Consider the following 24,014-nt stretch of genomic DNA (forward strand, 5'->3'; position numbering starts at 1 on the left):
GTTGTTAATAACTGTATTATTTATTATTAAAGATGTTAACTTACTTACATGGGTGGTAAAAAATAACTATAATAGGTAAAAAATATAAGCAAAAATAGACAAAAAATATGGCTAATAAAACCAAAGACTATCTCACCAAAGTACGCAAAAAGACTGGCTTTTCAGACTATAAAATATCGCAAGAATACGGCATTAATCAATCCAATTTAAGTAAATATAAATCAGGAAAATCCGCCCTTTCTGAAACGCATGCTTGGCTGTTTGCTGATATTTTGAATATTAATCCTGCCGAGGTGGTTGCTAATACTAAACTTGAGCATGCAAAAATGAAAGGTGATAAACCGAAGGCTATATTTTGGCAGGAACAACTAGAAAATCTATCAAACACCTCTGAGTCTATCAAAATCGATATTGCGCAAATTAACCCTATTGTTGGCGATTTAAACAATAACGCTCAACAAATTATTGATTTAAGTGTTAAGGCCGCCCAACAAGGTACCGATCTATTGGTTTTTCCAGAATTATCATTAACAGGCTATCTGCCCGAAGATTTATTATTACGCGCTGGATTTATTCAGCAAGTTGAAGAAGTGGTTAATAAGATTAAAAATGCCATCCCTGAAACTATTGCTATTATTTTTGGCGCACCTCATCAACAAGCCAGTCATTTATACAATGCTGCCTATCTTGTTCAGGCGCAAGCGATTCAAATTTATCACAAACAACAGCTACCCAATTACAGTGTTTTTGATGAAAAACGCTACTTTAGCGCTGGTAGTGAGCCATTTGTTTTTACAATCAAAGGCCAGCGTATTGGCTTACTCGTATGTGCTGATATCTGGAATGCTGATACAGTTAGTGAAACTGTCAAATATGGTGTGAGTAGCATTATTAGCATTAACGCCTCCCCTTTTCATATGGGCAAACACCAGAGACGACTCGAGGAAGTTAAAAAACGCGTACTTGAGAATCAAGTGGAATTTATCTATGTCAACTTAGTCGGTGGCCAAGATGAAATTGTCTTTGATGGTGGCTCATTTGCTATGAACGCCAAAGCACAAATCACTCACCAATTGCCTTTTTTTGAAGCCACAACAGCTTCATTAGCAACCCCGCAAGATCCAGTACAAGAAGAAAGTATTGAAAAAACGATTTATGATGCTCTAGTACTGGCCACTAAAGATTACATTGAAAAAAATGGTGTTTTTAACGGGGTTGTTATCGGACTATCTGGCGGCATTGATTCTGCACTTACGCTAGCTATTGCTGCAGATGCCATTGGCCCTGAAAATATTAAAGCCATTATGATGCCTTACACCTACACATCAAATATGAGCCTAGAAGATGCTAAAGCGCAAGCTAGCACTATGAATATTGATTATCAAGAAATCAGCATTCACACTATGGTTGAGAGTTTTAATACTCAATTAAGTGGTGTTTTTAGCGGCATGCAAGCTGATACCACTGAAGAGAACTTACAAGCTCGAGTGCGTGGAACCCTACTGATGGCTGTCTCCAACAAACTCGAAAAAATTGTTTTAACCACCGGCAACAAATCAGAAATGGCTGTGGGTTATGCTACTTTATATGGCGATATGTCAGGTGGATTTGCGCCACTTAAAGATGTGTCAAAAACTATGGTTTACCGTTTGGCAAAATACCGAAATACCCAATCCTATATCATTCCTGGTCGGGTGATTGATCGTGAGCCTTCTGCAGAGCTTGCCCCTGATCAAGTTGATCAAGACTCTTTGCCACCATACGATGAACTAGATGCGATTCTTGAGCTGTTTATCGAGCAAAGACTTTCGGTTAAAGAGATTGTTAAACAAGGCTTTAACCAGCAAATCGTAGAGCGTATTAGCCGACTGGTGCTTAATAATGAATATAAACGCAGACAAAGCGCTCCGGGGCCAAAAATTAGCCAAAATGCATTTGGTAAAGAGCGTCGCTACCCTATGACCTCAAAATTTAAACCTTAAGAGAACACCTTTAAAATTCCTTGTGCTTTATGCGTCGTTTCTTCTAGTTCGCGATCAGCATTAGAATCAAACACAATACCTGCACCCGCTCTAAAGCTTAAGTCTTTCTGTTGTTTAATGAGTGTGCGAATTAAGATGTTGAAATCCATCTTACCATTATTACTAATATAGCCTAATGAGCCTGTATAAGCCTCTCGAGGCTCTTGCTCTAGTTCAGAAATAATCTGCATACAACGAATCTTGGGGCACCCAGTAATAGTTCCTCCTGGGAACAACGCCTCTACCAAATGCTTAATATTAACCAAAGGCTTTAGCCTACCCTGAATATTGGAAACAATATGATGTACATACGGATAGGTTTCTAAAACCATAACTTCATTCACCTCAATTGAGCCATACTCACATACCCTACCCAAATCATTACGCTCCAAATCAAGTAGCATAATATGCTCAGCTTGTTCCTTAGGATGGTTAATCAAACGCTGCTTCAGTAGCTCATCATCCTGCGCTCCTGTTCCTCTAGGATGCGTCCCTGCAATAGGACGGGTTTCAACCTTTTTGCCATCCACACTAAACAAGCGCTCAGGCGATGAAGAAATAATGCTAAAGTTTTGAAATTGAGCGAGTGCTGAAAATGGTGCTGGATTAGACTGCTTTAAAGCCTTATAGAGTTGTGTGGCAGAACAATCATTCTCGAGAGTATATTGCCAGGCACGCGATAAGTTCACTTGAAAAACATCGCCCGCTTCAATATAGCGCTTAATTTTGTCAACACCGGATAAAAACTTGACGTCTGCCTCACAGCTTAATAGACCTGCAAAATCGGGCAAGTTTTCCTCTAATTTAACTTGTTTAATATCAGCTAATAGCTGATCTATTCTTAATTGCTCACCCTGCTCATCTAGTAAATAGGTTTTGTCTAGCTGGTGATCGACAATAATCGCACTAGGGATTTTGACCGCAACTGCAATTGGCAGATTGCTATCATGCATATCTTTTGCCAGTGTTGGCTCGATTTGACCAACCAGCTCATAGGATAAATAAACAAACCACCCACCCGTAAAAGGCAAGTGTGAAAATTGAGTAGTCTCATTTACAACTTGAGAAGAAAATGCGTCTAAAAAATTAAAATCCGTTAAATTTTCTAAAACCAATTCTTGCTGTGGATGTGCAAACAAAATAGAATAGCGGTTATTGCCATTATGATTAACACTTTCTAGTAAAAAAGGATAGCGTTGAGCATTTAATTGGCACAAAGCATCCAAAGAAAAATTTGGAATTTCTAAAACTTTCATACTAATTCAACTGCTCAGACTCGCTTGCAATGGGTTTAATTGGGGCAATTTTACTAAGCAACTGCTGAGCTCGGTCGGCCACACGATGAGAGGGGAATTTGTCCAACATACTTTCAAGTAGTTTTTTAGCTTGATCAGTCTGCTTTAGCTCAACATACACCCTGGCTAATTCAAATAAAGAATTGGCATATTTATGATGCAGTGGGCTATTTTGCTGAAATGCTACAAATGTATTTTTCGCTAAAGTATGCTGCCCTTGTGCTAAATAGGTTTTGGCCAGCCAATAATGTGCATCTGAAGCATGATTGTTATCGGGATAAATATCTAAGTACTGCTTAAACAAGCTAACAGCCTGCTCATATTGATCAGTGACCAAGAGTGAGCGTGCATTGGTGTATATTTTTTTGGCTTTTTTATTATGTTCGCGCACTCGCAACATGGTTTGCTCAACCACTGCACTGGATTTTTTGTATTCCATCAAGTTAAACAATTCTGTAATTTTTTGACGACTTTCTTGCTGCTGTTGCTCTAATTGTTCAATTTTTCCTTTAAGAGATTTATTAGCACGCACTAAGCGCTTAATTTTTTTATTATGATCCACAATCACTTTTTCGGTATTAATGCCCGCAGAAACAGGCTGCCAAGAAAATGCGACCAATAAAAATATTAAGAAAAAACCCTGCATAATATTTTACTGATAAATAAACTCAACACGTCTGTTTTGCTGCCAAGCACTTTCATCGTGCAATTGCACAGTAGGGTTTTCTTCACCGAAGCTAATCACTTGAACGCGAGAAGACAACTCGTACAAGCCTAAAATCTCTTTAACTGCCAAGGCGCGATTCTCACCCAATGCTAAATTATATTCTCGAGTACCGCGCTCATCTGCATGCCCTTCTAGACGTAAATTAAGCGCTGGATTATCACGCATAAAGTTCGCATGTTTAATCACTTCTTGCGTTGCTGACTCATCAATTTCACTACCGTCGTAAGAAAAATGCAAGACAAACTTAGTATTTGAATTTTTTAGCTGAGCCACCGCCATTCGAGCAGCACTATTTTGAGCTGCTGATCGCGCGTGATTACCTGCAAACTCTTGTGGCCGAAAGCTTGAAGAGTCTGCAGCGATAACACTCTCTTGAGTGTCCGCTAAATTTTGTTGATCTGTGATTACGCTAGGTCTGGGCGCGACTTTTTCATAGAGCTGATCGATGGTTGATGTACAAGAAGAGAGTAATACGGCAACTGTCATTAATGAGGTAATTTTTAACATGTAAATCTCCTGATATTATTTAGAATAATGCGACCAATTCGGCTCTCGAACTTCACCCGCTTTACTGGTTAACTCAAAGGTTTGATGACCCAAAATAGAAACCACAGATAACACACCTGAATCACCTTTGTTAGTGGCAAAGATAATCATACTACCATTTGGTGAAAAGAAGGGAGATTCATCCAATTTGTTTTGGGTCATAACCATTAAGTCTTTCGTAGCGATATCCAACAACGCGATGCGATAATCCCTATTCACCCGGTGCACCAGCGCCAAACTCTTACCATCTGGTGAAAATACCGCCTTGGCATTATAGCTTCCTGCAAAAGTAGCACGTTTAATCTTGCCAGTTTTTAAATGCTTAATATAGACTTGCACTTGCCCCGAGCGGTTCGAGGTAAAGGCAATACGCTCACCATCTGCAGAATAACTTGCCTCTGTGTCAATACTGATATCATGGGTTAATCGCGTTAATTTCTTATCTTTAAGATGGTAAGAGTAAATATCTTTATTGCCATCTTTAGACAAGGTTAGAACAATACTTTCGCCATTAGGGTGCCAAGCAGGTGCTGAAGCAATGCCATCAAAATAAGGCAATTTTTGCGTTTTACGGCGCATAAATGGATATTGAATAAAAACCTCAGAGCGTCCATTTTTAAACGATACATAAGCAATTTTATTTTGATCAGGCGACCAAGCGGGCGATAAAATTGGGCTAGCAGCTCTCAAAATAGTTTGCGGATTTTGCGCGTCTGAATCAGCTATTTCTAGCTTGTATTCACGATTTCCTCGGCCTTTATTAGCCACAGTGACGTATGCTAAGCGTGTATCAAACGAGCCTTTTTCACCCAATAAGGCAAAATAAATTTGGTCAGACAGGTAATGGGTAATACGTCTAATACCACTATTATGTACGGCAAATTTTTTTGCATAGAGTGTTTTTTTTGAGTATACATCTAGTAGCTCAATTTCAACATTAAAAATTTTCTGACTGACTTGCTCGAGTTTGCCAATGACAATGGCTTCAACTTTTTTGGCCTGCCACTTGTCAAAATCAACCTGGCTGGTGATAATGTAATCAGCGCTGGAAGCGCTAAATTCACCAGAACGGTTAAAATTGTCGCGCATAATATGTGCAATAGATTCACCTTGTTTAGCATCTCCCTTGACTAAAAATGGAGAGATGACAATCGGAAAGGCATCTTCAGCTTTTTTTAAAACAGTGACTTCTAAAACGGCAAAAGCTGTTGCACTATAAAATGTTAAAAAAGCAGCTAGCAGTCTAATCATTCTCTTTCTTCAATCCAGTTCATTTGAATGGCTTCCAGAATTTTTTCCCCTGTTTTTTCAGCATCATCTTCAAATTCTTCCAATGCCATAACCATTTCCATCAAATCAACAAATCCAATGGTTAAAGGGTTAATATCAGGATGTGCTTCATCTAGTGCGATGGCAATATCAAGAGAGTCTGTCCAGTTCATAAAAAATACCTAAAAATAATTAACTTAATTTTAAACAAATAGCTAGTAATAATGTGCCCTTTTGACTAGGGATATCAGCCTAAATTCGACGCACACTCTGAATAAATTTAAGCGTTTTTAAGGATTGCGTGATTTCATACAAATGTTTAGAATCGACCACACTAATCACTAAATCGAGTGATTTAATGGAATTATCCTTTTCTTGCACTTCAATATGCTCAATATTGCTTTCCAGCTTTGATATCATGTTGGCAATTGAGGCAAGTGTACCGCGCTGATTATCCACATCCACCGCAACCTTAACATCAAAACTCTCGCTCTCGTCACTTTGCCAATCAATACTCAACCATTGGGCTTGCTTACTCTTTAAGCGCACCAAATTTGCACAATCAGAGCGGTGCATAACTAACCCCTTTGAAGTGGTTAAAATGCCAGAAACCTTATCCCCAGGAATAGGGTAACAACAATGAGCAAAGCTGATGGCTTTATCTCGAGTTGAGCTAATTCTGATATTTTGTACTGCGTACTTGTCATTATCGTATTGCAGCTTGTTCAACACTACTGAAACCAAAATTTCGCTTAAACCAATGCCTAAATGCAACTCCTCTAAGGAGTTACACCCCAGCTCATCCAAACAAGTTTGCCACTTTTCAGCACTAATACTAACCATATCAATCGTTAAATAATCAAGCGCATTAGAGAGTAGGTACTCACCCAGCTGAATCAGCTCAGAAGCAGATTGTGATTTTAGATAAGCCTTAATGGCAGATTTAGCTTTAGCAGTGACCGCCATTTGTAGCCAAGATGGATGAGGCTTTGCCTGTTCATCGGTAATAACCTCCACCGTTTGTCCTGAGTGTAGTCGTGCTGAAATGGGTGCACTCACTTGATCGATTTTAGCTTTAATCGTTTTATGGCCAATATTGGTGTGCACCATATAGGCAAAATCTAGCACGGTTGAACGATAAGGTAGTTGCATAATATCGCCACCTGGCGTAAATACAAATACCTCTGATGGAAATAGATCGTTCTTAGTTTCTTCTAAAAATTCAACCGAAGTGCCCGAATTTTGCTGAATATCCAACAACGAACCCAACCAATTATTCGCCAATTCAGAATCATTATCCGAATCACTCTTATAATGCCAGTGCGCCGCAATACCATATTCAGAAACAAAATGCATGTCTTCAGAACGAATTTGCACTTCGATAAAGATCTTATTAGGGCCAAATAAAATAGTGTGTAATGACTGATAGCCATTGGATTTTGGCAGAGCTACATAGTCTTTAAACTTGCCTGGTAGAGGTTTATACAAGTTATGAATAATACCAAGTGCCTGATAACACTGTGCCACATCCTTAACAATTACCCGAAAAGCATACATATCTAACACTTGAGTAAATTTCAACTGCTTATTTTTCATTTTTTTATAAATACTGCAGGGTTGTTTTCGTCGTCCGCCGATCTCCACCTCAGGCAATCCCTCTTGTACTAAACGATTATTGAGTTGCTCTTGAATATGCTTAATTACCTTGGCACGATTACCACATTGCTTTTTAATTTGGCTAACCAGCACTTTGTGACGAAAGGGATGAATAATAGCGAAACACAAATTATCCAACTCCACTCTAATACTATTCAAACCCAATCTTCTAGCAATTGGCGCATGAATTTCAACAGTTTCTTTAGCAATTCTTAGTTGCTTGTCCCTACGCATAGAGCCCAAAGTACGCATATTATGTAAGCGATCGGCCAGTTTAATTACCATAACCCTCATATCATCACTCATTGCCAAAAACAACTTACGAAAGTTTTGCGCCTGTTTATCAACAGTTGTATGGAATTCTAACCCTGTTAATTTAGAAACACCTTCAACAATATGAGCAATTTCATAGCCAAAATCATATTTAATTTCTTCATAAGTGACACTGGTATCTTCAATACAGTCGTGTAATAGTGCAGCCACAATACAGTAATAATCCAGCTGTAATTCTGCCAAAATCATGGCTACAGATAAAGGGTGAAATACATAAGCTTCGCCCGATTTTCGATACTGACCATCATGCGCCGTCGCTGCTACCACATAGGCCTGGTAAACCCCTTCCACCTGAGATTTGGGCATATACAATTCAAGCACTTCACAAAGATCGCTAATTAGAATTCTTGAATTATTTTTTGACATGTAATTTGAGTTGAATCTAGAATTAAGTTTTGCCATTATAATACTTATGCATCAGTATAATGTTGTGCATATTTATAATAAATTTACGCAATAATTCATGAAAAAACTTATTCTAATCCTGCCATTACTTAGCTTATTTCTAGGAGGCTGCTTCTGGGAAGAAGAGAAAAAACGCGAATCAATTACCAAAGGCTGGTCTCCAAAAACCTTCTTCAATCAAGCAAAAGAGCAGGTTTCAGCTGGCTCTATGGATAAAGCCATTGAACTTTTTGAGCAGCTTCAGGCAGCCTATCCTGGCTCAAAATACGCCTTACAATCTAAGTTAGAAATCGCCTACGCACTCTACAAGAGCGAAGATTACGATCCAGCTATTGAGCGCCTAAACAGCTATATTAAACTCTACCCTAATCATTTTTCCACGCCATACGCTTATTACCTGCGCGGGGTTGTTTCAGAAGACAAGTCGCGCTCAATCCTAGATGACTATATTACTGACAACGCTCAACGTGACGTTAATTCTGTACGTGATGCATTTAATTACTACTTAGCGCTAATCGATAAATTCCCTAAAACAGAATACACCGAAGAAGCCAAAACTCGCTTAATAGTACTTAGAAATATCTTGTCTCGTCATGAATTATTTGTCGCTATTTACTACACCAAAAAAGGCGCTAACATCGCTGCCATTAATCGCAGTAAATACATCATTGAAAAATACCCAAACACACCATCTGTGCCTGCTGCACTACACCTAATGGCGCACAACTACGATATTATAAAAGCCCCAATTTTGGCCAAAGATGCGCGTCGCGTCTTAAAGCAAAGCTACCCTTTATACACGCCCCACTACTCACTAGAAAACTAGTTAACACGCACCGCTCATGACCAAACTAGAGCGATCTTTCGCATTCAAAATATCTCTCATCATGGCTACACGCATGTTGGGATTGTTTATGATTTTCCCTGTTTTTTCCGTCTATGCTAATAATTACACCAGTGTTACACCTCTATTAATTGGCGTAGCCATTGGTGCATACGGCCTAACACAAGCGTTTTTCCAAATCCCGTTTGGCTATTTATCAGATAAATACGGACGTAAGCCTTTACTGATATTTGGACTTATCATTTTCTTTATCGGTAGTGTTGTTGCAGCTAATGCAGATGATATTTTCCAAGTTGTGTTCGGTAGAGCTCTGCAAGGCGCAGGCGCCATTTCTGCTGTACTAATGGCGTTTTTAGCAGACTACGTTAGTGAAGATGAGCGCCCTAAAGCCAATGCCTTTGTTGGCGTACAAATTGGCATGGCATTTATGTTGGCCTTATTATTAGGCCCTATTATTAGTCACCAGATCGGTATTTCTGGATTATTTTGGATTATTGCAGCGCTCTCAGTTGTGGCTTTGTTAGTTGTAGCTACCTTGCCACATGCTAAACCAAAAAAACAATACAGTCTATCGCTTAATAATTTTAAACGTATTCTAACGCCCGCCCTACTCAGACTCGATTTTAGTGTGTTTGCGCTACATTTAATTCTCACCAGTGCTTTTATCGCTATTCCTATTTTCTTGGTTGATAACAATATTCTCAACATTCAAGATAATTGGCAAATTTATCTACCCGTTATTGTTTTGTCTTTTGTAGGCATGATTCCAATGATCATTGTTGCGACTAAATTTCAAAAAACTAAAACCGTTTTCCTGCTCGCTATTTTCTTACTGGCATTAAGCCAAATACTGTTTTATCAAACCGCCCTAAACTACACCACATTCTTCATTATTCTAACGGTATTTTTTACCGCATTTAACGCCTTAGAGGCACTACTACCCTCACTCATCGCCAAAACAGCGAGTAGCGACAAACGCGGGCTAGCAATGGGTTTTTACGCTAGCTCACAATTTTTAGGTGCGTTTGCAGGCGGGATTTTTGGTGGATGGATTTATCACACACTCGGGCTAAATAGTGTATTCTTATTCACCACATTTATCGCACTTATTTGGTGGCTAGTTGCCCTAAGTATGAGCACCGAAAAAACTTAAAAACTAACTGGAGAAAATACAATGGCAGGCATCAATAAGGTAATTTTAGTAGGTAACTTAGGCCAAAAGCCAGAAGTAAAATTTGCATCAAATGGCAATGCAATTGCCAACCTTTCAGTAGCAACAAGCGAATCTTGGACGGATAAAAACACTGGTCAAAAACAAGAAAAAACAGAATGGCACCGTGTTAGTTTGTTTGGCAAGCTTGCAGAAATTGCAGGCCAATATTTAGATAAAGGCTCTAAAGTTTACGTTGAAGGTAAACTTCAAACCCGTAAATGGCAAGATAAATCTGGCGCTGATCGCTACACAACTGAAGTAGTAGTTTCTGGCTTTAATGGTACTTTACAAATGCTTGATCGTCGTGATGGTGCTGGTAGCGCACCTCAAGCAGGCGGCCAACAATCTGCGCCAAGTGCGCCTCGAGCACAAGCACCTACTCAAGACCCAATTACACCTGTTGACAACGGTTTTGATGATGACATTCCGTTCTAGAGTCTTACTTTAAAACTAATTCAAAACCTCGCTCCTGCGGGGTTTTTTATTGTCTTTAAGTTTTTTATACTCTTTTGATACCATGGTTATACATTCTCGCCATACCTTTGAGTCCTCGACTATTTAGCTTGGCCCATGGCTGAATATCTTGTTGATAACCCTTATGCCACGGCTGAAATGATTCGGTACCAATCTTAGCCTGAGTATGTACAGATTGTGCATAATCTTTAGCAAATGTTTGCGCAGCCATAGAGGTTCCAGCTGTTGAGATTGTTGCTGTAACCGCCATCACCATACTTTTAACTTTCATACTAGCTCCTATTTTTTAGTGGTTCACTTTTACTATACGCCTTATGTCTAATAGATTCAACCCATCTGTTTTTTCAGCATCCTATAAAATCTACACACTTACCCACCAATAGGGATAATCAGTCTTATCGATATATTAACAAATCATCTATGAGTGACAAACGCCCAACACAAATTTGGATTGACGCTGACGCCTGTCCAGTGGTTATTAAAGAAATACTCTTTAAGGCAGCTGATCGCACGCAAACTCAAATAACCTTGGTGGCAAATCATGCACTACACTTGCCACCCTCTCAATATTTAAGTTTTATTCAGGTTATACCAGGGTTTGATGTAGCTGATAATGAAATTGTTAAGCGTTTAAATTCAGGCGATTTAGTGATCACTAGCGATATACCTCTGGCGGATGAAGTGATCACTAAAGGCGGACTTGCTCTAAGCCCACGAGGGGAATTGTTTAGCGCTAGTAATATTAAATCAAAACTCAGTATGCGAGATTTTATGGATGTGATACGCTCAAGTGGCGTGCAAACAGGTGGTCCTGCACCGCTTAACCAAGCAGACCGACAAGCCTTTGCCAATCACTTAGATCGCTGGCTAAATCAATCTAAAGTCTAACGCCAAGTTGGCTTCATATAGACGCCAGGTGTTGCCTCTTCAGCCATAATCTTTCCTGGCTCCATCATCGTGCGAATACCTTGATCCATCCCCGGCATCATAAAGGCAGATTGAGATTGAGGCTGACGATATTGTTTTTGAGGCTGCATACCTGGATTAAAAGGCATCATGCTCATACCGCCAAACTGCTGGGATGGCTGCGCTTGAGGCCTTGAAGCCCCACCCATTGTCCACGGCATAGAATTATAAGCGGGCTGAGTGTATCTTTGTCTTGGGGCAGTGTATCTAGTATTGGAATATCTAGGTTGAGCATAGTCTTGACCACCCCACGGCATAGAGCGCCCAAACGACTGCATTTGCTGCGGCTGACCAAAGCTCTGAGCGCCAAATGGCGACATCATCGATGATGGATTGCTAAAATTAGCGCTCGACATTGTGCTAATAGCCAATGTTAGTCCAGCACAAGCTTTGATTATGCAACGTCCTGTGTTATTCATATAAACTCTCCTTAAGAATTAAATAGTATGAGTTTGAACTATACACTGAGACTAAGCCATCAATCTTGGTTTTTTTAATTTAAAAACAAAAAAAATGAAGACTTGTACGCCATTATTATTTTTTCGCCTTATCTCGATCATCCCAATAATTAGCTTTATTTTTTAAGATCCAGCGAACGCCGCCTTTTGGATCTTCAACATCACCCTTATATCTTGGAATCAAGTGCACGTGTAAATGCTTAACGCTCTGCCCTGCCATCTCGCCATTGTTTACGCCAATGTTATATGCATCAGGTGAAAACTCCTCATCTAGAACTAGCTTAGCCTTTTGTACGGCAACACCAATTGCCAATAACTCTGCCTCAGTTGCCTCAAAATAGGTGGCGAAATGGCGCTTTGGAATAACCAATGTATGGCCAGGAGAAGCGGGAAAATTATCAATAAAAGTGATGGTTAAATCGCACTCACCGATAATTCTTTCTTGGTTTCTTAATTCACAAAATAAACATTCTGTTGCCATACTTTTGCCTTGTTTTAAAGATAGTTAATTTGGAGAGCTATTTTACCCCAACCACCTATCTAGCGTTAAGACGCTTTTCTTTAGGCGTAAAAAAGCCGGCAATTAGCCGGCTTTCATGTCAATAGCTAAAACTTACTCAACTATTTCAGCTGCAGGTGTTGCGTTTGTTGTTTCAGCTGTTGCTGGAATGGCTTGATTGTAGCCGTAGTTCCAAGGCGCTTGGTTCATATTCATAGGGCCAAATGAGTTTGAGCCTGTACCCATCTTAAACGGAGAAGTGCTCGTACCAAAGTTAAATGGCTGACCACTGTTACCGCCATTAAATGGGTTGAAGTTTGAGTTTGTCTTCATAGGGCCAAAGTTGTTGCTATTACCCCAAGGAGCGTTGTTAAAATTAGCATTATTCATTGGCATGTTTTTACCCCAATTGCCATTGTTCGACCACGGGCCGTTGTTAAAGCTTTGACCATTCCAAGGTGTATTTCCCCAAGAGTTGTTGTTCCATGGGCTATTGTTCATATTGCCAAAATTGCCACCATTGCTCCAAGGTGTATTGCTACCAAAGTTCATAGGATCGTTGCTATTCCAGTTATTGCTAAAAGCAGTTGCACTTAGCGCTACTGTCATTAATGTTGTTGCGATGATTTTTTTCATGATTTTCCTTGTTTTATTATATTTATTTTGTTTGTGTATTGCGTACAGGTGTTGCGTTATTCCACGGGCCATTGTTCATCGGTCCAAATGAATTGTTACGGAAGTTAAGCGGCTGTGAATTACCCCATGGTGAGCGATTCCAGTTGTTATTTTGCCAAGGTGTATTATTGCCAAAATTGCGATTATTCCATGGACTGCTGTTGTTATTCCATGGGCCATTGTTATTAAAACCGTTAGAATTCCAAGGTGTATTATTGCCATCAAATTCATCCATCATATCATCCATTTCTTCACTGAACCAGTCAGGTGTAAATAGTGAATTTGGATTATGTGCAATAAAACCATTATTAGCATTATTACCACCCCAGCCGCTGTTACCCCATGGGCCATTACCAAAGCCTGCTGACGCACTCAGTGCGACTGTCATCAATGACGCAGTTATTATTTTTTTCATGTACTCTCCCCCTTTATTGTTTAATAATAAACCTTAATTATAAACCACTTACAGACATTTAATAGACGAAAAAAAACCAGCAACAAGTGCTGGCTTTTCTTAAAACTAACTAAAACTACTTAGTTGGTGCGATCGGTGCTTGTGGCGCCTGTGAACCATTCCAAGGGTTGTTGAAGTTGTTGTATGGGTTGTAACCGTTAAAGTTATTGTTGTTCCAACCATTGTTGTTGTTATTGAATTCATCATCAAACTCATCTACCATGTTTGACATTTCTTCCATGTACCAACGTGGATCCCAGTAATCGTATGGGTTGTAACCAAACATGCCGTTATCTTGTTGGTAGCCATTGTTGTTATAGTTGTTGCCATTCCATGGCATATCGTTATTGTTAAAGAATGCGTTTGCACTTAAAGAAGCTGCAACTAATGCGATTGCTAAAAGTTTTTTCATTGTCTTATCTCCATATCTAAATTATTTAAGAAACTATATTATAACACTATAATGTATATTTGCAAGCTTTAATTAAAAACCGCGACCATAAGGACTTCTAGGTTCTGAAAAATTATAATTAGCTGGATAAGGGCTGGGTACATTAGCCACTGGTGGTGCCACCCTATTGCTTACATTAGAAAACGACATAGCCGCAGGTGTATTGTAAGTGGGCCTTGGAATTTGTTGCGACTCAGCTTGAAAAGCCTGATTAGGGGTTGGCATCTTGGACATATTAAACTGGGAAGCGCCTACATTATAAGGGCGATTGTTGTATGGATAACCATACTGAGAATTACTGTTATTTGGAAACATATTGCTATCTGTGGCCTTTTCCATCCAAAACATCGGCGTCCAAACTGGCCAATCGTTGTTTTTGTAATCAGAGCCGTAGCTATTAAAATCTAAAAATGCTGACGCATTAAAGCTAGCCACCAACAATCCAACTAATAATATTTTTTTCATAAACATTTTTTTTAAAACCTGTAATTTTAATTCTATTATAAAGCTGAATTTATGATGTATGGGCACTTATAGGCTTTGGGTATAATATCGAGCATGAATACAAAACAGATATTACAAAGCCTTTTAGAGCAACGAATTTTAGTCCTTGATGGTGCCATGGGCACCATGATTCAGAAACATAAACTCAGCGAAGAAGATTATCGCGGTGAGCGCTTTAAAGATTGGCATGTTTTGGTACAAGGTAACAACGATTTACTATCCTTAACCCAGCCACAAATCATTCAAGATATCCATCGCTCGTATTTAGAAGTGGGTGCAGATATCGTAGAAACCAACACCTTTAATGCCACAAAAACCTCCATGTCTGATTATCAGATGGAGGAGTTCGCCTATGAGATTAATGTTGAAAGTGCGCGCCTAGCTAGAGCCGCCTGCGATGAATTCTCAACCGATGATAAGCCGCGCTTTGTAGCAGGTGTTATTGGACCTACTTCACGCACTTGCTCACTCTCTCCAGATGTAAACGACCCTGGCTTTAGAAATATTACTTTTGACGAGCTGGTTGAAGTTTACATGGAATCTACACGCGGACTCATTGAGGGTGGTGCAGATATTGTCCTAATTGAAACCATCTTTGATACACTGAATGCTAAAGCGGCTATTTTTGCCGTACAAGAAGTGTTTGAACAAGATGGTCTCGAATTGCCAATCATGATTTCAGGCACTATTACAGACGCTTCAGGTCGTACGCTTTCTGGGCAAATGACTGAAGCTTTTTATAATTCACTGCGTCATGCCAATCCTATTTCTATTGGCCTTAATTGCGCCTTAGGCCCTGATTTATTGCGCCAATATGTAGCTGAAATGTCACGCGTGGCAGATACCTACGTATCTGCTCATCCAAATGCCGGCCTACCAAATGAATTTGGTGAATACGATCTCGGTGCTATTACCATGGGTAAGCAAGTTAGCGAATGGGCAGAATCTGGTTTGGTGAATATTTTAGGTGGTTGTTGTGGCTCTACGCCTGAGCATATCAAGTGCATTGCCGATGCAATTAAAGACCTACCCCCTCGCAAAATCCCCACCATTAAGCCTGAATGTCGCTTGTCTGGTTTAGAAGCATTTAATATTGCAGATGATGCTTTATTTGTCAATGTGGGTGAGCGTGCCAATGTTACTGGCTCTGCTAAATTTAAGCGTTTAATTCTTAACGAAGAATACGAAGAAGCACTGGATATTTGCCGAGCACAAGTAGAAGATGGCGCTCAAGTGGTTGATATTAACATGGACGAAGGCATGCTCGATGGCAAGGCGGCGATGGTGCGCTTTATGAACCTAATCGCCTCAGAGCCTGATATTTCTAAAGTGCCACTAATGGTGGATTCTTCTAAATGGGAGATTATTGAAGCCGGCCTTAAATGTACTCAAGGCAAGGCAATTGTTAACTCCATCTCGCTTAAAGAAGGCAAAGAAAACTTTGTTAAATATGCACATCTTTGCAAGCGCTACGGCGCAGCTATTATTGTTATGGCATTTGACGAAGTCGGCCAGGCGGACACACAGGCACGCAAAATTGAAATCTGTACCAATGCCTACAATATCTTAGTTGATGAAGTGGGTTTTCCTGCTGAAGATATTATTTTCGATCCGAATATTTTTGCCGTAGCAACCGGTATTGAAGAGCATAATAACTACGGCGTTGATTTTATCGAGGCAACGCGAGAGATCACTCAAAACCTACCGTATGCCAAAATATCGGGTGGCGTATCAAATGTATCCTTCTCATTTAGGGGTAACAACCCCGTGCGCGAAGCCATTCACTCAGTATTTTTATACCATGCTGTCAAAGCTGGCATGACCATGGGTATTGTGAATGCCGGTCAGCTGGTGGTTTACGATGACATCGACCCTGAGCTAAAAAAAGCCGTGGAAGATGTGGTGCTTAATAGCGACGAGGCAGCGGGTGAGCGCTTGGTTGATATTGCTGGAAAATTCTCAGGCACGGGAGAGGCTCAAGAAAACAAAAGAGATTTAGAATGGCGCACTTGGTCAGTTGAAAAACGCCTAGAACATTCTCTGGTTAAAGGAATTACCGAATTTATTGACGAAGACACTCAAGAAGCCCTAGACAAATTAGGTCGCCCTATTTTGGTGATTGAAGGTCCGCTCATGGACGGCATGAATGTGGTTGGTGATTTGTTTGGTGATGGCAAAATGTTTTTACCGCAAGTGGTTAAATCTGCCCGTGTGATGAAAAAATCCGTTGCTTATCTAGATCCATTCTTAGAAGCAGAAAAACAAGGTTGCGGTGTTAGAACACAGGGCAAAATTCTCATGGCAACTGTTAAGGGCGATGTGCATGATATTGGCAAAAATATTGTTGGTGTAGTGCTATCTTGTAACAACTACGAAATTATTGATCTCGGCGTGATGGTACCTGCTGAAACCATTCTAGAAACCGCCATTAAAGAAAATGTTGATATTATTGGCCTTTCTGGCCTAATCACTCCATCGCTAGATGAAATGGTTTCTGTTGCCAAAGAAATGACACGTCGAGGTTTTGAACTGCCTCTGATGATTGGTGGTGCCACCACCTCCATTGCGCATACGGCCGTTAAAATTGAGCCAGAGTATGACAAAGGTGTGTTCTACGTTAAAGACGCCTCTAAAGCGGTTGGCGTTGCGACGTCACTATTATCAGATAAGCTTAAACCTACCCTGGTTAGCAATACCAAAGCAGAGTACGAGCAAGTGCGCCTTAGACGCGCCAACAAAGGCAAAAGCAAACTCATTAGCCTAGAAGCCGCTAGAGACAACAAGCCTAGCATTCAGTTTGATAATATCGTCACACCTAAACAACTCGGCGTTCATGTGTTTAAAGATTACGATCTCAATGAAATCTTTAAATTTATTGATTGGGTGCCATTCTTCCGTACTTGGGAGCTTGCTGGTAAATTCCCCGATATTCTCACTGATGAAGTGGTGGGTGAATCAGCATCTGCCTTATTTGAAGATGCTAAAGCCATGTTTAAAAAAGTCATGGATGAGAAGCTCTTACAAGCTAATGCAGTTGTAGGTATTTTCCCGGCAAATAGCGTTAATGAAGATATTGAGCTAAGTGATAAAAATGGTGAGGTGCTCATGACACTTAACCATCTGCGTCAACAACTTGATAAAAAAGGCAACACTCCTAACTTCTGTCTGAGTGATTTTATCGCCCCGAAAGACAGTGGCGTGCAAGATTATATGGGCGCTTTTGCAGTGACTACTGGTATTAATATCGATCCGCTAGTTGAAGCATATGAAGCAGATCATGATGATTACAATTCAATCATGATTAAGGCAGTAGCTGATCGCTTTGCTGAGGCTTTTGCTGAAATGATGCACTACAAGTTACGTACCGAGATTTGGGGTTATAGCGATGAAGATTTTGATAACGACAAGTTGATTGAAGAAAAATACCGCGGCATTCGCCCTGCCCCAGGCTATCCATCGTGCCCTGAGCATAGCGAAAAAGAAAAGTTATGGGATTTACTCGATGTTGAAAAAAACACCGGCATGACACTCACTAGCTCGTACGCCATGCTACCAACAGCCAGTGTTAGTGGCTGGTACTTCGCTAATAAAGACGCTAGATATTTCGGTGTGGCAAAAATCAATCAACAACAAGTTCAAGATTATGCGAACAGAAAAGGAGTTTCGGTAGATCAGGCGGAAAGACTACTTTCACCTAATTTAGAGTAACGCTAATATGCTGACTCAATAAAGCTAAGCTAAAATTCCTTTCAGCTTAGCTTAGCTTTATTGAATTCATATGCATATTTTTACTATATTCTATTTGAAGAGCATTTTTTTTAATATATGGTAATTCTCGAAAAAATCATAACGATTCAGCATGTTGCATTGGTCACAAATTTCATGATTCAAGACTGTATTCTCTCGTTTTGACAAAGCTTCGCGAATACTCATTTCATTTATATTTGACAATGTGTGTTTATGTGAGATATCGTTGTAGCAGTATAAATAAGATCCACTAGATGAAATAAATAAATCACTATTTCTTGGCACACAGTTAAATTTATTTTTCCACATCTGCTTTAAAATATCTTTGGTTGATGGAATAAAGTCCAGTTCTTGTGAATGCAAGCCATATTTCTCAATAATTTCTCTTAATTTTTTTGATGATTGCTTATGCTTATCCATTGTTCCCGCACGATTATAGAGAGTAGGTGACATTGTAAGCAATTCAACACCTTGATTTCTTAACCATTTAATTGTTTCAGGTAATGTTTCAATGCATTCAACCAAAGGAGTGAGGCTGATTCCAAGTTGCGTATTACTAAAGTATTTTTATGCAAGTATTATATTTTCCTTAACCCTTTCATGATTCAACTTAACATGTACTTTACTATAGACATGAGGGTCAATACTGGAAAATGACAAGATGAGAAGCTCTAGCTTACCATCTAAATATTTTATACGCCCTTGATCAAGAAGCTGTCCATTTGTAACCATATCAAAGCGTACAGGATGTTCACCAACAGCAGAAATATATTCCATAAATTTTGGATGAGTAGTTGGCTCACCATACCCAGCTATTACTGTACGAAAAACATCGTCTACCTTGATTCTATCAAGGGATTTATAAAAAACATCGTCTTTCATTAGCTGAGGATGTTCAATTAGGCTTTGTGGGCACATGACACAGCGAGCATTACATTTACTTGTCCATTCAAGATTAACGGCAATTTTATACGGTTTCATTATTCTTTAACCCATGGAATTAACTTTGGAATATGAGCAGAACAATTGGGAACAACCTGTTCAATTTTAACTAAAACAGCTCGTGTATAGTTTGGGAATAAATCCTTGATTTCGCCTGAAATATGAATACTCGCCTGACCATTAACTCTTAATCGCTCACCTGTTGAAAAGTCAATAAAAAAACAACCAACATGAGGATTTTGAATTATATTTCCAAGGCTCATGAAAGCACCATTACCATCAATATCTGGGAACACGAAATTTTTTTCATCTAAGATACAAATAATATCAGGGCCACCTCCCTTAAACGAACAATCGCACTCACCTTTTTTATTGCTTGTTGCCAAAAAGAAAAAGGGTGCGTTTTCTATTCGCTCAAACAAAGATTCAGGAATATGATCCCATAGTAATTCTTCTCTATGTTTCTTGTTCCAGATATGGCTTGTACGCCATTTCTGTTGCGCCTCTAATTCGCCGGCATGAAAATCTGAGTCACTCATAATATCACCACCATATATTCAAATTAATAATCAAGATAGCACTTAAATATTAAGGTAATCTTAAATTTTAGAAATAGGCTGTTTTTATCCGTTTTAGTGCTGTTTTTTTATAAACAGATTGATTTATTTTCAAGCGAGGTATTGTCTCTAACCTATATCAGTATAGATAGTGCCAATAGCAACGGCGTTAATAAAGTAACTGCGACATTTACCCCTAAAAACTGCGGATGATTGCCAATATTTTCCCTATATTTAACAGCGCCATACAAAGGAAAAAAAGCTAATAATATAGGCGCTAGAACAATTAAACTTAATATTGGTAGATAGCCCATTAACACGTAACCAATAAGCACTATCATAGCTAAAACAACAAACAAGCCATAAATTTTGTTACTTGCACTAACGCCATAGGTAATTGGAAAGTGACGGCGACCTGCATTAATATCAGCCTGGATATCAGGATATTGATTCAATAACAACAAATTATTAATCAGTAAAAATGGAATGATAGAGATCCATAGTGATAATACATAGTATTCGCCAACCAAAACAAACTGAGTGCCAATAACCATTAATACCCCAAACCCTAATCCTGGCGCTATTAAGCAAAGCCAAGGATGTTTGTTAATCCAGCTGGTATATGTCACAATTAGGACTACGCCCAATAAGCCAATTGGAGCAATTAAAAGCCCATACAGGCTAATAAAATAAATACCATCTAGTAATGTAATAAGTAGTGATACAACAGCTGTCAACCATACTGACTTAAGCCCTTCTGGATTTTTAGGCAATGCGCCACTACCACCACTAAAGTTAGTGCGCTTGGTTTCTAAATCCAAGCCACTTTTAAAATCTAAATATTCATTAAATGTATTAACACTAATGTGCGCTGATAGCCCGCCGATAACAACCAATGTTAGTAGTAATAAATCAATGCTTTTTTGTTCGTATATCACAACACTAGCGCCCAGTAATACACATATAGGTGTCAGTATTAAGAAAGGCAATCTACTAGATTGAATAATGGTTTTAATTGTCATTCAAATATTCTAGTATTATTCGGATGAGTGGATACACTCAATCAATCGCTCTACTTGCCTCGTGCAGCAGCCATTGCCACTCGTAGCATAAGTCTTATCTCGAACCTTTGTAAGTGTGGTTGCACCATTGGCAATTGCATTAATAATATCTATTTTTTTGACTTCATTGCAAACACATAAATTACGTTTTAAATTCTGCTTGAGTATTTCCGGAAGCTTATCCAGTGGGTTTGAAATAGGATTAAATTTCATGATTTTTTTACACGTTAACAAATTAAAAAACTATTGACATTCGTTAAAAATTTTTACATCACATTGACTACAGACATCTCGATTAAGGCGAGTGTAAATTGTATTGATTGCTAATTGCTTAGAATCAAAAAAGTTTGCTCTGCCAATGTTTTTAATAAAGTGCGCTTGTGCTAAAAATTGATAAACAGGCGCCTTAAGGCCAACAAAATACAAGCCACCACCCTTTCTTTTTAATCGATTATTTTCTGAAATAAGCGCTTCCATACCTGATAAGTCAATAAAATTAATGCCACTAGCAACAATCAAAATATGGTGAATATTTTGCCCATCAGATATTTTTTCAATTTTCTTTTGAATGTGGTTAATAGAGCCAAAATAAATCGACATATCGACCCGAATAATTCTTAACTGTGGGCACTGTTTGAGTGGTTTTTTACTCACATTTAAAAAGCTTCTAGAGCCTTCTGAATCAATACTATCAATCGATAAAGTTGGAATTCTTGGGGTTGAGGTTTTAGCCAAAAATAAAACCAATGATAATAGCACGCCTAAATAAATCGCAAATTCCAACTCTAGAAATAAAGTTGCCAAAAAGGTTGTTATTAAAATTGAAGTTTCAGACTTGCTATATTTAAAAATTTGTGCAATATGATGAACATCAACTAAATTATAAGCCACTAGCAAAATAACACCGCCCATAGCAGCGATTGGCAAATAGGCAGTTAGTGGCGCAATTAATAGTACAATAACCATTAAAAATAAGGCGGCAAAAATAGCTGATAATGGCGTTTTAGCGCCAGATTCATAGTTGATTCCAGACCTTGTAAAAGAGCCAGATCCTGCATAACTAGAGAAGAAGCTACCAAACATATTTGACATCCCCTGCCCCACAAACTCCTGATTAGCACTAATTCTTTGATTAGATTTAGTGGCAACTGCACGACTAATAGAAACCGCTTCAATTAAACCCAACAAGGCGATAGCAAATGCCTCAGATGCAAGCGAAGAAATAGTAGAGAATGAAAAATCAGGTGTTGATAGTGGCGGCAAATGCGCAGGTATTTCACCCACTAAAGGAATGTCACTAGCCAGTTGAAAGCGACTCAAATAAAAAGCCAAAACACTACCAATAACCATACCAATTAAAAGATTGGGTGATTTTGGCCAGAATTTTTTAAACAAGATTGCACTCAATAAAGTGCTTAATGCAATCACTAATAAGGCCATGTCAAGATTGCCAAAACCTTGAAACAAATCAACCCATGTGTGCAAAAAAGACTCGCCTTTGGGGATAAAAATACCACTAATATGCTTTAGCTGACTGGTGGCAATTAAAATAGCAGCACCTGCAGTAAAGCCAATAACCACGGTATGCGATACAAAATTAACCAACACACCAAATCTCGCTAAGCCAAAGGCAAATTGGTAAACGCCAGCCAAAAAAGTCAAAGTTAACGCCATAGATACAAACTCTGGAGAGCCAGGATCGACATGTCGACTAATGGTTGAAAATACAACAATTGAAATGGCTGTGGTTGGTCCTGAAACTAAATGATATGACGAGCCAAATAGCGCCGCAATAATTGGTGCAACCATTGCTGTATACAAACCGTACTCTGGTGGCAAGCCAGCAATGGTAGCAAAAGCAACACCCTGAGGTAAGACGACAACTGCGCCGGTTAGTCCGGCAATTAGGTCAGCTTTTAAGGTTTCTTTGTTAACAAGCTTAAACCAAGATAAAAATGGTAATAATGATACAAGCCATTTACTCATGAATGAGCTACCTCAGCAGCTCTTAAATCTTTGGCTAATTGATCAAGCGAGGCATTAATCAGCTTAAAAGCGCCTTCAGCACCGTACAACTTAGTAATTTCAAGCGCTTCATTAATCACCACTTTGTAAGGCACTTCTAGGGAATTTTGCAGCTCGTACGCACCTAAGTAAAGCACAGCATGCTCAACTGAGCCCAGCTCGTCAGTTTCTCTAGAAATGGTAGGTGCAATTAGTGCATCAAGCTCGGATCTATTTTTTAAGATATTAATAAATAAATTCGAAAAAAAGGCTTTTGAAATCTTCCCCTCTTTTTGATTTAAAAACTGTTGTTCGATTTTTAGAACTTCACCGCCCGATACCATGTATTGGTATAGTGCTTGAACGACGCGCTCACGTGAGCGATGTTTTGGGGTTATGAATGCCATGCTTAAAACTCTTGGGAATCTGCTTGTTTCATCAGATACAGCATTTCAATCATGGCCATGGTAGCTTCTTCGCCTTTGTTGCCTTTATAGCCACCAGCACGCCCTATGGTTTGATCCATATTAAGCGTTGTTAACACGCCAAATGTTGTTGGAATTTCGTAATTGTAAGATACTTCAGCTATACCTCTTGAGCATTCATTACAAACATATACATCATGCGGGGTTTCACCTTTGATCACAGCACCAAGTGTCACAATGCCGTCATATAAATTTTGGCCATTGGCTTGTTGCGCCGCTAGGCGTTTAGCCAATAGTGGGATTTCGAACGCACCTGGTGCATAAAACACATTGACGTTATCCGCATCAATACCGTATTTAGACAATGTCTCTTGCGCAGCAGAAAGTAGCTTGTCGCCAATATCTTGGTAGAAATAGCCCACAATAATGGCTACTTTACTTTCTTTCAAAAAATCGCTATTTGCATTTTTATCAAACTGAAATTTCAT

The 24,014-nt window shown here is 39.2% G+C and carries 27 protein-coding genes; 6 read left to right on the forward strand and 21 right to left on the reverse strand.

Going from position 1 to position 24,014, the window contains the following annotated elements; all coding sequences use genetic code 11:
- Nucleotides 1-107: 107 nt before the first annotated feature.
- Nucleotides 108-1,982, forward strand: coding sequence for an NAD+ synthase (locus tag SP60_RS00005; RefSeq protein ID WP_053950688.1), 1,875 nt, complete (start codon nt 108-110; stop codon nt 1,980-1,982).
- On the opposite strand, the gene SP60_RS00010 is transcribed toward SP60_RS00005, so the two are convergent.
- From SP60_RS00010 to SP60_RS00035, 6 genes are all read right to left on the reverse strand, one after another.
- Complete coding sequence (locus SP60_RS00010) at nt 1,979-3,277, reverse strand: aminodeoxychorismate synthase component I (protein ID WP_053950689.1); 1,299 nt, start codon at nt 3,275-3,277, stop codon at nt 1,979-1,981. The genes SP60_RS00005 and SP60_RS00010 overlap by 4 nt on opposite strands.
- 1 nt (nt 3,278) lies before the next feature.
- Nucleotides 3,279-3,935: a tetratricopeptide repeat protein gene (locus tag SP60_RS00015; protein ID WP_233487264.1), complete on the reverse strand. Its 657-nt coding sequence runs from the start codon at nt 3,933-3,935 to the stop codon at nt 3,279-3,281.
- Between the two features lie 33 nt (nt 3,936-3,968).
- Nucleotides 3,969-4,550, reverse strand: a complete 582-nt coding sequence (locus SP60_RS00020; RefSeq protein ID WP_053950691.1) for an OmpA family protein — start codon at nt 4,548-4,550, stop codon at nt 3,969-3,971.
- A 15-nt stretch (nt 4,551-4,565) separates the two neighbouring features.
- Nucleotides 4,566-5,840, reverse strand: coding sequence for a Tol-Pal system beta propeller repeat protein TolB (gene tolB / locus SP60_RS00025; RefSeq protein ID WP_053950692.1), 1,275 nt, complete (start codon nt 5,838-5,840; stop codon nt 4,566-4,568).
- Nucleotides 5,837-6,031: a Fe-S cluster assembly protein IscX gene (gene iscX, locus SP60_RS00030; RefSeq protein ID WP_053950693.1), complete on the reverse strand. Its 195-nt coding sequence runs from the start codon at nt 6,029-6,031 to the stop codon at nt 5,837-5,839. Before iscX ends, tolB begins: the two co-directional genes overlap by 4 nt.
- 79 nt (nt 6,032-6,110) lie before the next feature.
- Nucleotides 6,111-8,213, reverse strand: a complete 2,103-nt coding sequence (locus SP60_RS00035; protein WP_053950694.1) for a RelA/SpoT family protein — start codon at nt 8,211-8,213, stop codon at nt 6,111-6,113.
- A 97-nt stretch (nt 8,214-8,310) separates the two neighbouring features.
- On the opposite strand from SP60_RS00035, the gene SP60_RS00040 reads away from it, so the two are divergent.
- Genes SP60_RS00040 through ssb form a run of 3 tightly spaced genes read left to right on the forward strand, consistent with a single transcriptional unit; the run spans nt 8,311 to nt 10,744 of the window.
- Complete coding sequence (locus SP60_RS00040) at nt 8,311-9,078, forward strand: outer membrane protein assembly factor BamD (protein ID WP_053950695.1); 768 nt, start codon at nt 8,311-8,313, stop codon at nt 9,076-9,078.
- Nucleotides 9,079-9,094: 16 nt separating this feature from the next.
- Complete coding sequence (locus SP60_RS00045; RefSeq protein WP_053950696.1) at nt 9,095-10,249, forward strand: MFS transporter; 1,155 nt, start codon at nt 9,095-9,097, stop codon at nt 10,247-10,249.
- 21 nt (nt 10,250-10,270) lie between these two features.
- Nucleotides 10,271-10,744, forward strand: a complete 474-nt coding sequence (gene ssb, locus SP60_RS00050; RefSeq protein ID WP_053950697.1) for a single-stranded DNA-binding protein — start codon at nt 10,271-10,273, stop codon at nt 10,742-10,744.
- Nucleotides 10,745-10,808: 64 nt separating this feature from the next.
- Here ssb and SP60_RS00055 read toward each other — a convergent pair whose 3' ends face one another.
- Complete coding sequence (locus SP60_RS00055; RefSeq protein ID WP_053950698.1) at nt 10,809-11,054, reverse strand: hypothetical protein; 246 nt, start codon at nt 11,052-11,054, stop codon at nt 10,809-10,811.
- 149 nt (nt 11,055-11,203) lie between these two features.
- Between SP60_RS00055 and SP60_RS00060 the strand changes: the two genes are divergently transcribed.
- A complete protein-coding gene (locus SP60_RS00060) occupies nt 11,204-11,671 on the forward strand; it encodes a YaiI/YqxD family protein (RefSeq protein WP_053950699.1) in 468 nt (155 codons plus the stop codon).
- Here the strand turns inward: SP60_RS00060 and SP60_RS00065 are convergent.
- The 6 genes from SP60_RS00065 to SP60_RS00090 form a co-directional block, all read right to left on the reverse strand.
- On the reverse strand, nt 11,668-12,168 hold the full coding sequence (locus SP60_RS00065) for a hypothetical protein (RefSeq protein ID WP_053950700.1): 501 nt from the start codon (nt 12,166-12,168) through the stop codon (nt 11,668-11,670). The genes SP60_RS00060 and SP60_RS00065 overlap by 4 nt on opposite strands.
- A 115-nt stretch (nt 12,169-12,283) precedes the next feature.
- Nucleotides 12,284-12,688, reverse strand: a complete 405-nt coding sequence (locus tag SP60_RS00070; protein WP_053950701.1) for an HIT family protein — start codon at nt 12,686-12,688, stop codon at nt 12,284-12,286.
- Between the two features lie 132 nt (nt 12,689-12,820).
- Complete coding sequence (locus SP60_RS00075) at nt 12,821-13,342, reverse strand: hypothetical protein (protein WP_053950702.1); 522 nt, start codon at nt 13,340-13,342, stop codon at nt 12,821-12,823.
- A 22-nt stretch (nt 13,343-13,364) separates the two neighbouring features.
- Nucleotides 13,365-13,796 (reverse strand): hypothetical protein, encoded by a 432-nt coding sequence (locus tag SP60_RS00080; protein ID WP_144418551.1) that lies wholly within the window; start codon nt 13,794-13,796, stop codon nt 13,365-13,367.
- 115 nt (nt 13,797-13,911) lie between these two features.
- A complete protein-coding gene (locus SP60_RS00085; RefSeq protein ID WP_053950704.1) occupies nt 13,912-14,247 on the reverse strand; it encodes a hypothetical protein in 336 nt (111 codons plus the stop codon).
- Nucleotides 14,248-14,319: 72 nt separating this feature from the next.
- A complete protein-coding gene (locus tag SP60_RS00090; RefSeq protein ID WP_144418552.1) occupies nt 14,320-14,751 on the reverse strand; it encodes a hypothetical protein in 432 nt (143 codons plus the stop codon).
- A 93-nt stretch (nt 14,752-14,844) separates the two neighbouring features.
- On the opposite strand from SP60_RS00090, the gene metH reads away from it, so the two are divergent.
- Nucleotides 14,845-18,498 (forward strand): methionine synthase, encoded by a 3,654-nt coding sequence (metH, locus tag SP60_RS00095; RefSeq protein ID WP_053950706.1) that lies wholly within the window; start codon nt 14,845-14,847, stop codon nt 18,496-18,498.
- Nucleotides 18,499-18,588: 90 nt separating this feature from the next.
- Here the strand turns inward: metH and SP60_RS00100 are convergent, their stop codons facing one another.
- From SP60_RS00100 to ribH, 8 genes are all read right to left on the reverse strand, one after another.
- Entirely contained in the window at nt 18,589-18,990 is a 402-nt protein-coding gene (locus SP60_RS00100) for a hypothetical protein (protein WP_144418553.1), read from the reverse strand.
- A gap of 114 nt (nt 18,991-19,104) precedes the next feature.
- Nucleotides 19,105-19,518, reverse strand: a complete 414-nt coding sequence (locus SP60_RS00105; RefSeq protein WP_053950708.1) for a radical SAM protein — start codon at nt 19,516-19,518, stop codon at nt 19,105-19,107.
- Nucleotides 19,518-20,018, reverse strand: a complete 501-nt coding sequence (locus SP60_RS00110) for a pyridoxamine 5'-phosphate oxidase family protein (protein WP_199401932.1) — start codon at nt 20,016-20,018, stop codon at nt 19,518-19,520. The genes SP60_RS00105 and SP60_RS00110 overlap by 1 nt, the downstream gene beginning before the upstream one ends.
- A gap of 152 nt (nt 20,019-20,170) precedes the next feature.
- Nucleotides 20,171-21,058 (reverse strand): prenyltransferase, encoded by an 888-nt coding sequence (locus SP60_RS00115; RefSeq protein WP_053950710.1) that lies wholly within the window; start codon nt 21,056-21,058, stop codon nt 20,171-20,173.
- Nucleotides 21,059-21,073: 15 nt separating this feature from the next.
- The gene (locus SP60_RS00120; RefSeq protein WP_053950711.1) at nt 21,074-21,310 is read right to left on the reverse strand and encodes a (2Fe-2S)-binding protein; all 237 of its coding nucleotides are present in this window, start codon (nt 21,308-21,310) and stop codon (nt 21,074-21,076) included.
- 30 nt (nt 21,311-21,340) lie between these two features.
- On the reverse strand, nt 21,341-23,083 hold the full coding sequence (locus SP60_RS00125; protein ID WP_053950712.1) for a SulP family inorganic anion transporter: 1,743 nt from the start codon (nt 23,081-23,083) through the stop codon (nt 21,341-21,343).
- Entirely contained in the window at nt 23,080-23,508 is a 429-nt protein-coding gene (gene nusB / locus SP60_RS00130; protein WP_199401933.1) for a transcription antitermination factor NusB, read from the reverse strand. Before nusB ends, SP60_RS00125 begins: the two co-directional genes overlap by 4 nt.
- Before the next feature lie 2 nt (nt 23,509-23,510).
- On the reverse strand, nt 23,511-24,014 hold the full coding sequence (gene ribH / locus SP60_RS00135; RefSeq protein ID WP_053950713.1) for a 6,7-dimethyl-8-ribityllumazine synthase: 504 nt from the start codon (nt 24,012-24,014) through the stop codon (nt 23,511-23,513).

It is taken from the genome of Candidatus Thioglobus autotrophicus (genome assembly GCF_001293165.1).
GTDB classification, from domain to species: Bacteria; Pseudomonadota; Gammaproteobacteria; order PS1; family Pseudothioglobaceae; genus Thioglobus_A; species Thioglobus_A autotrophicus.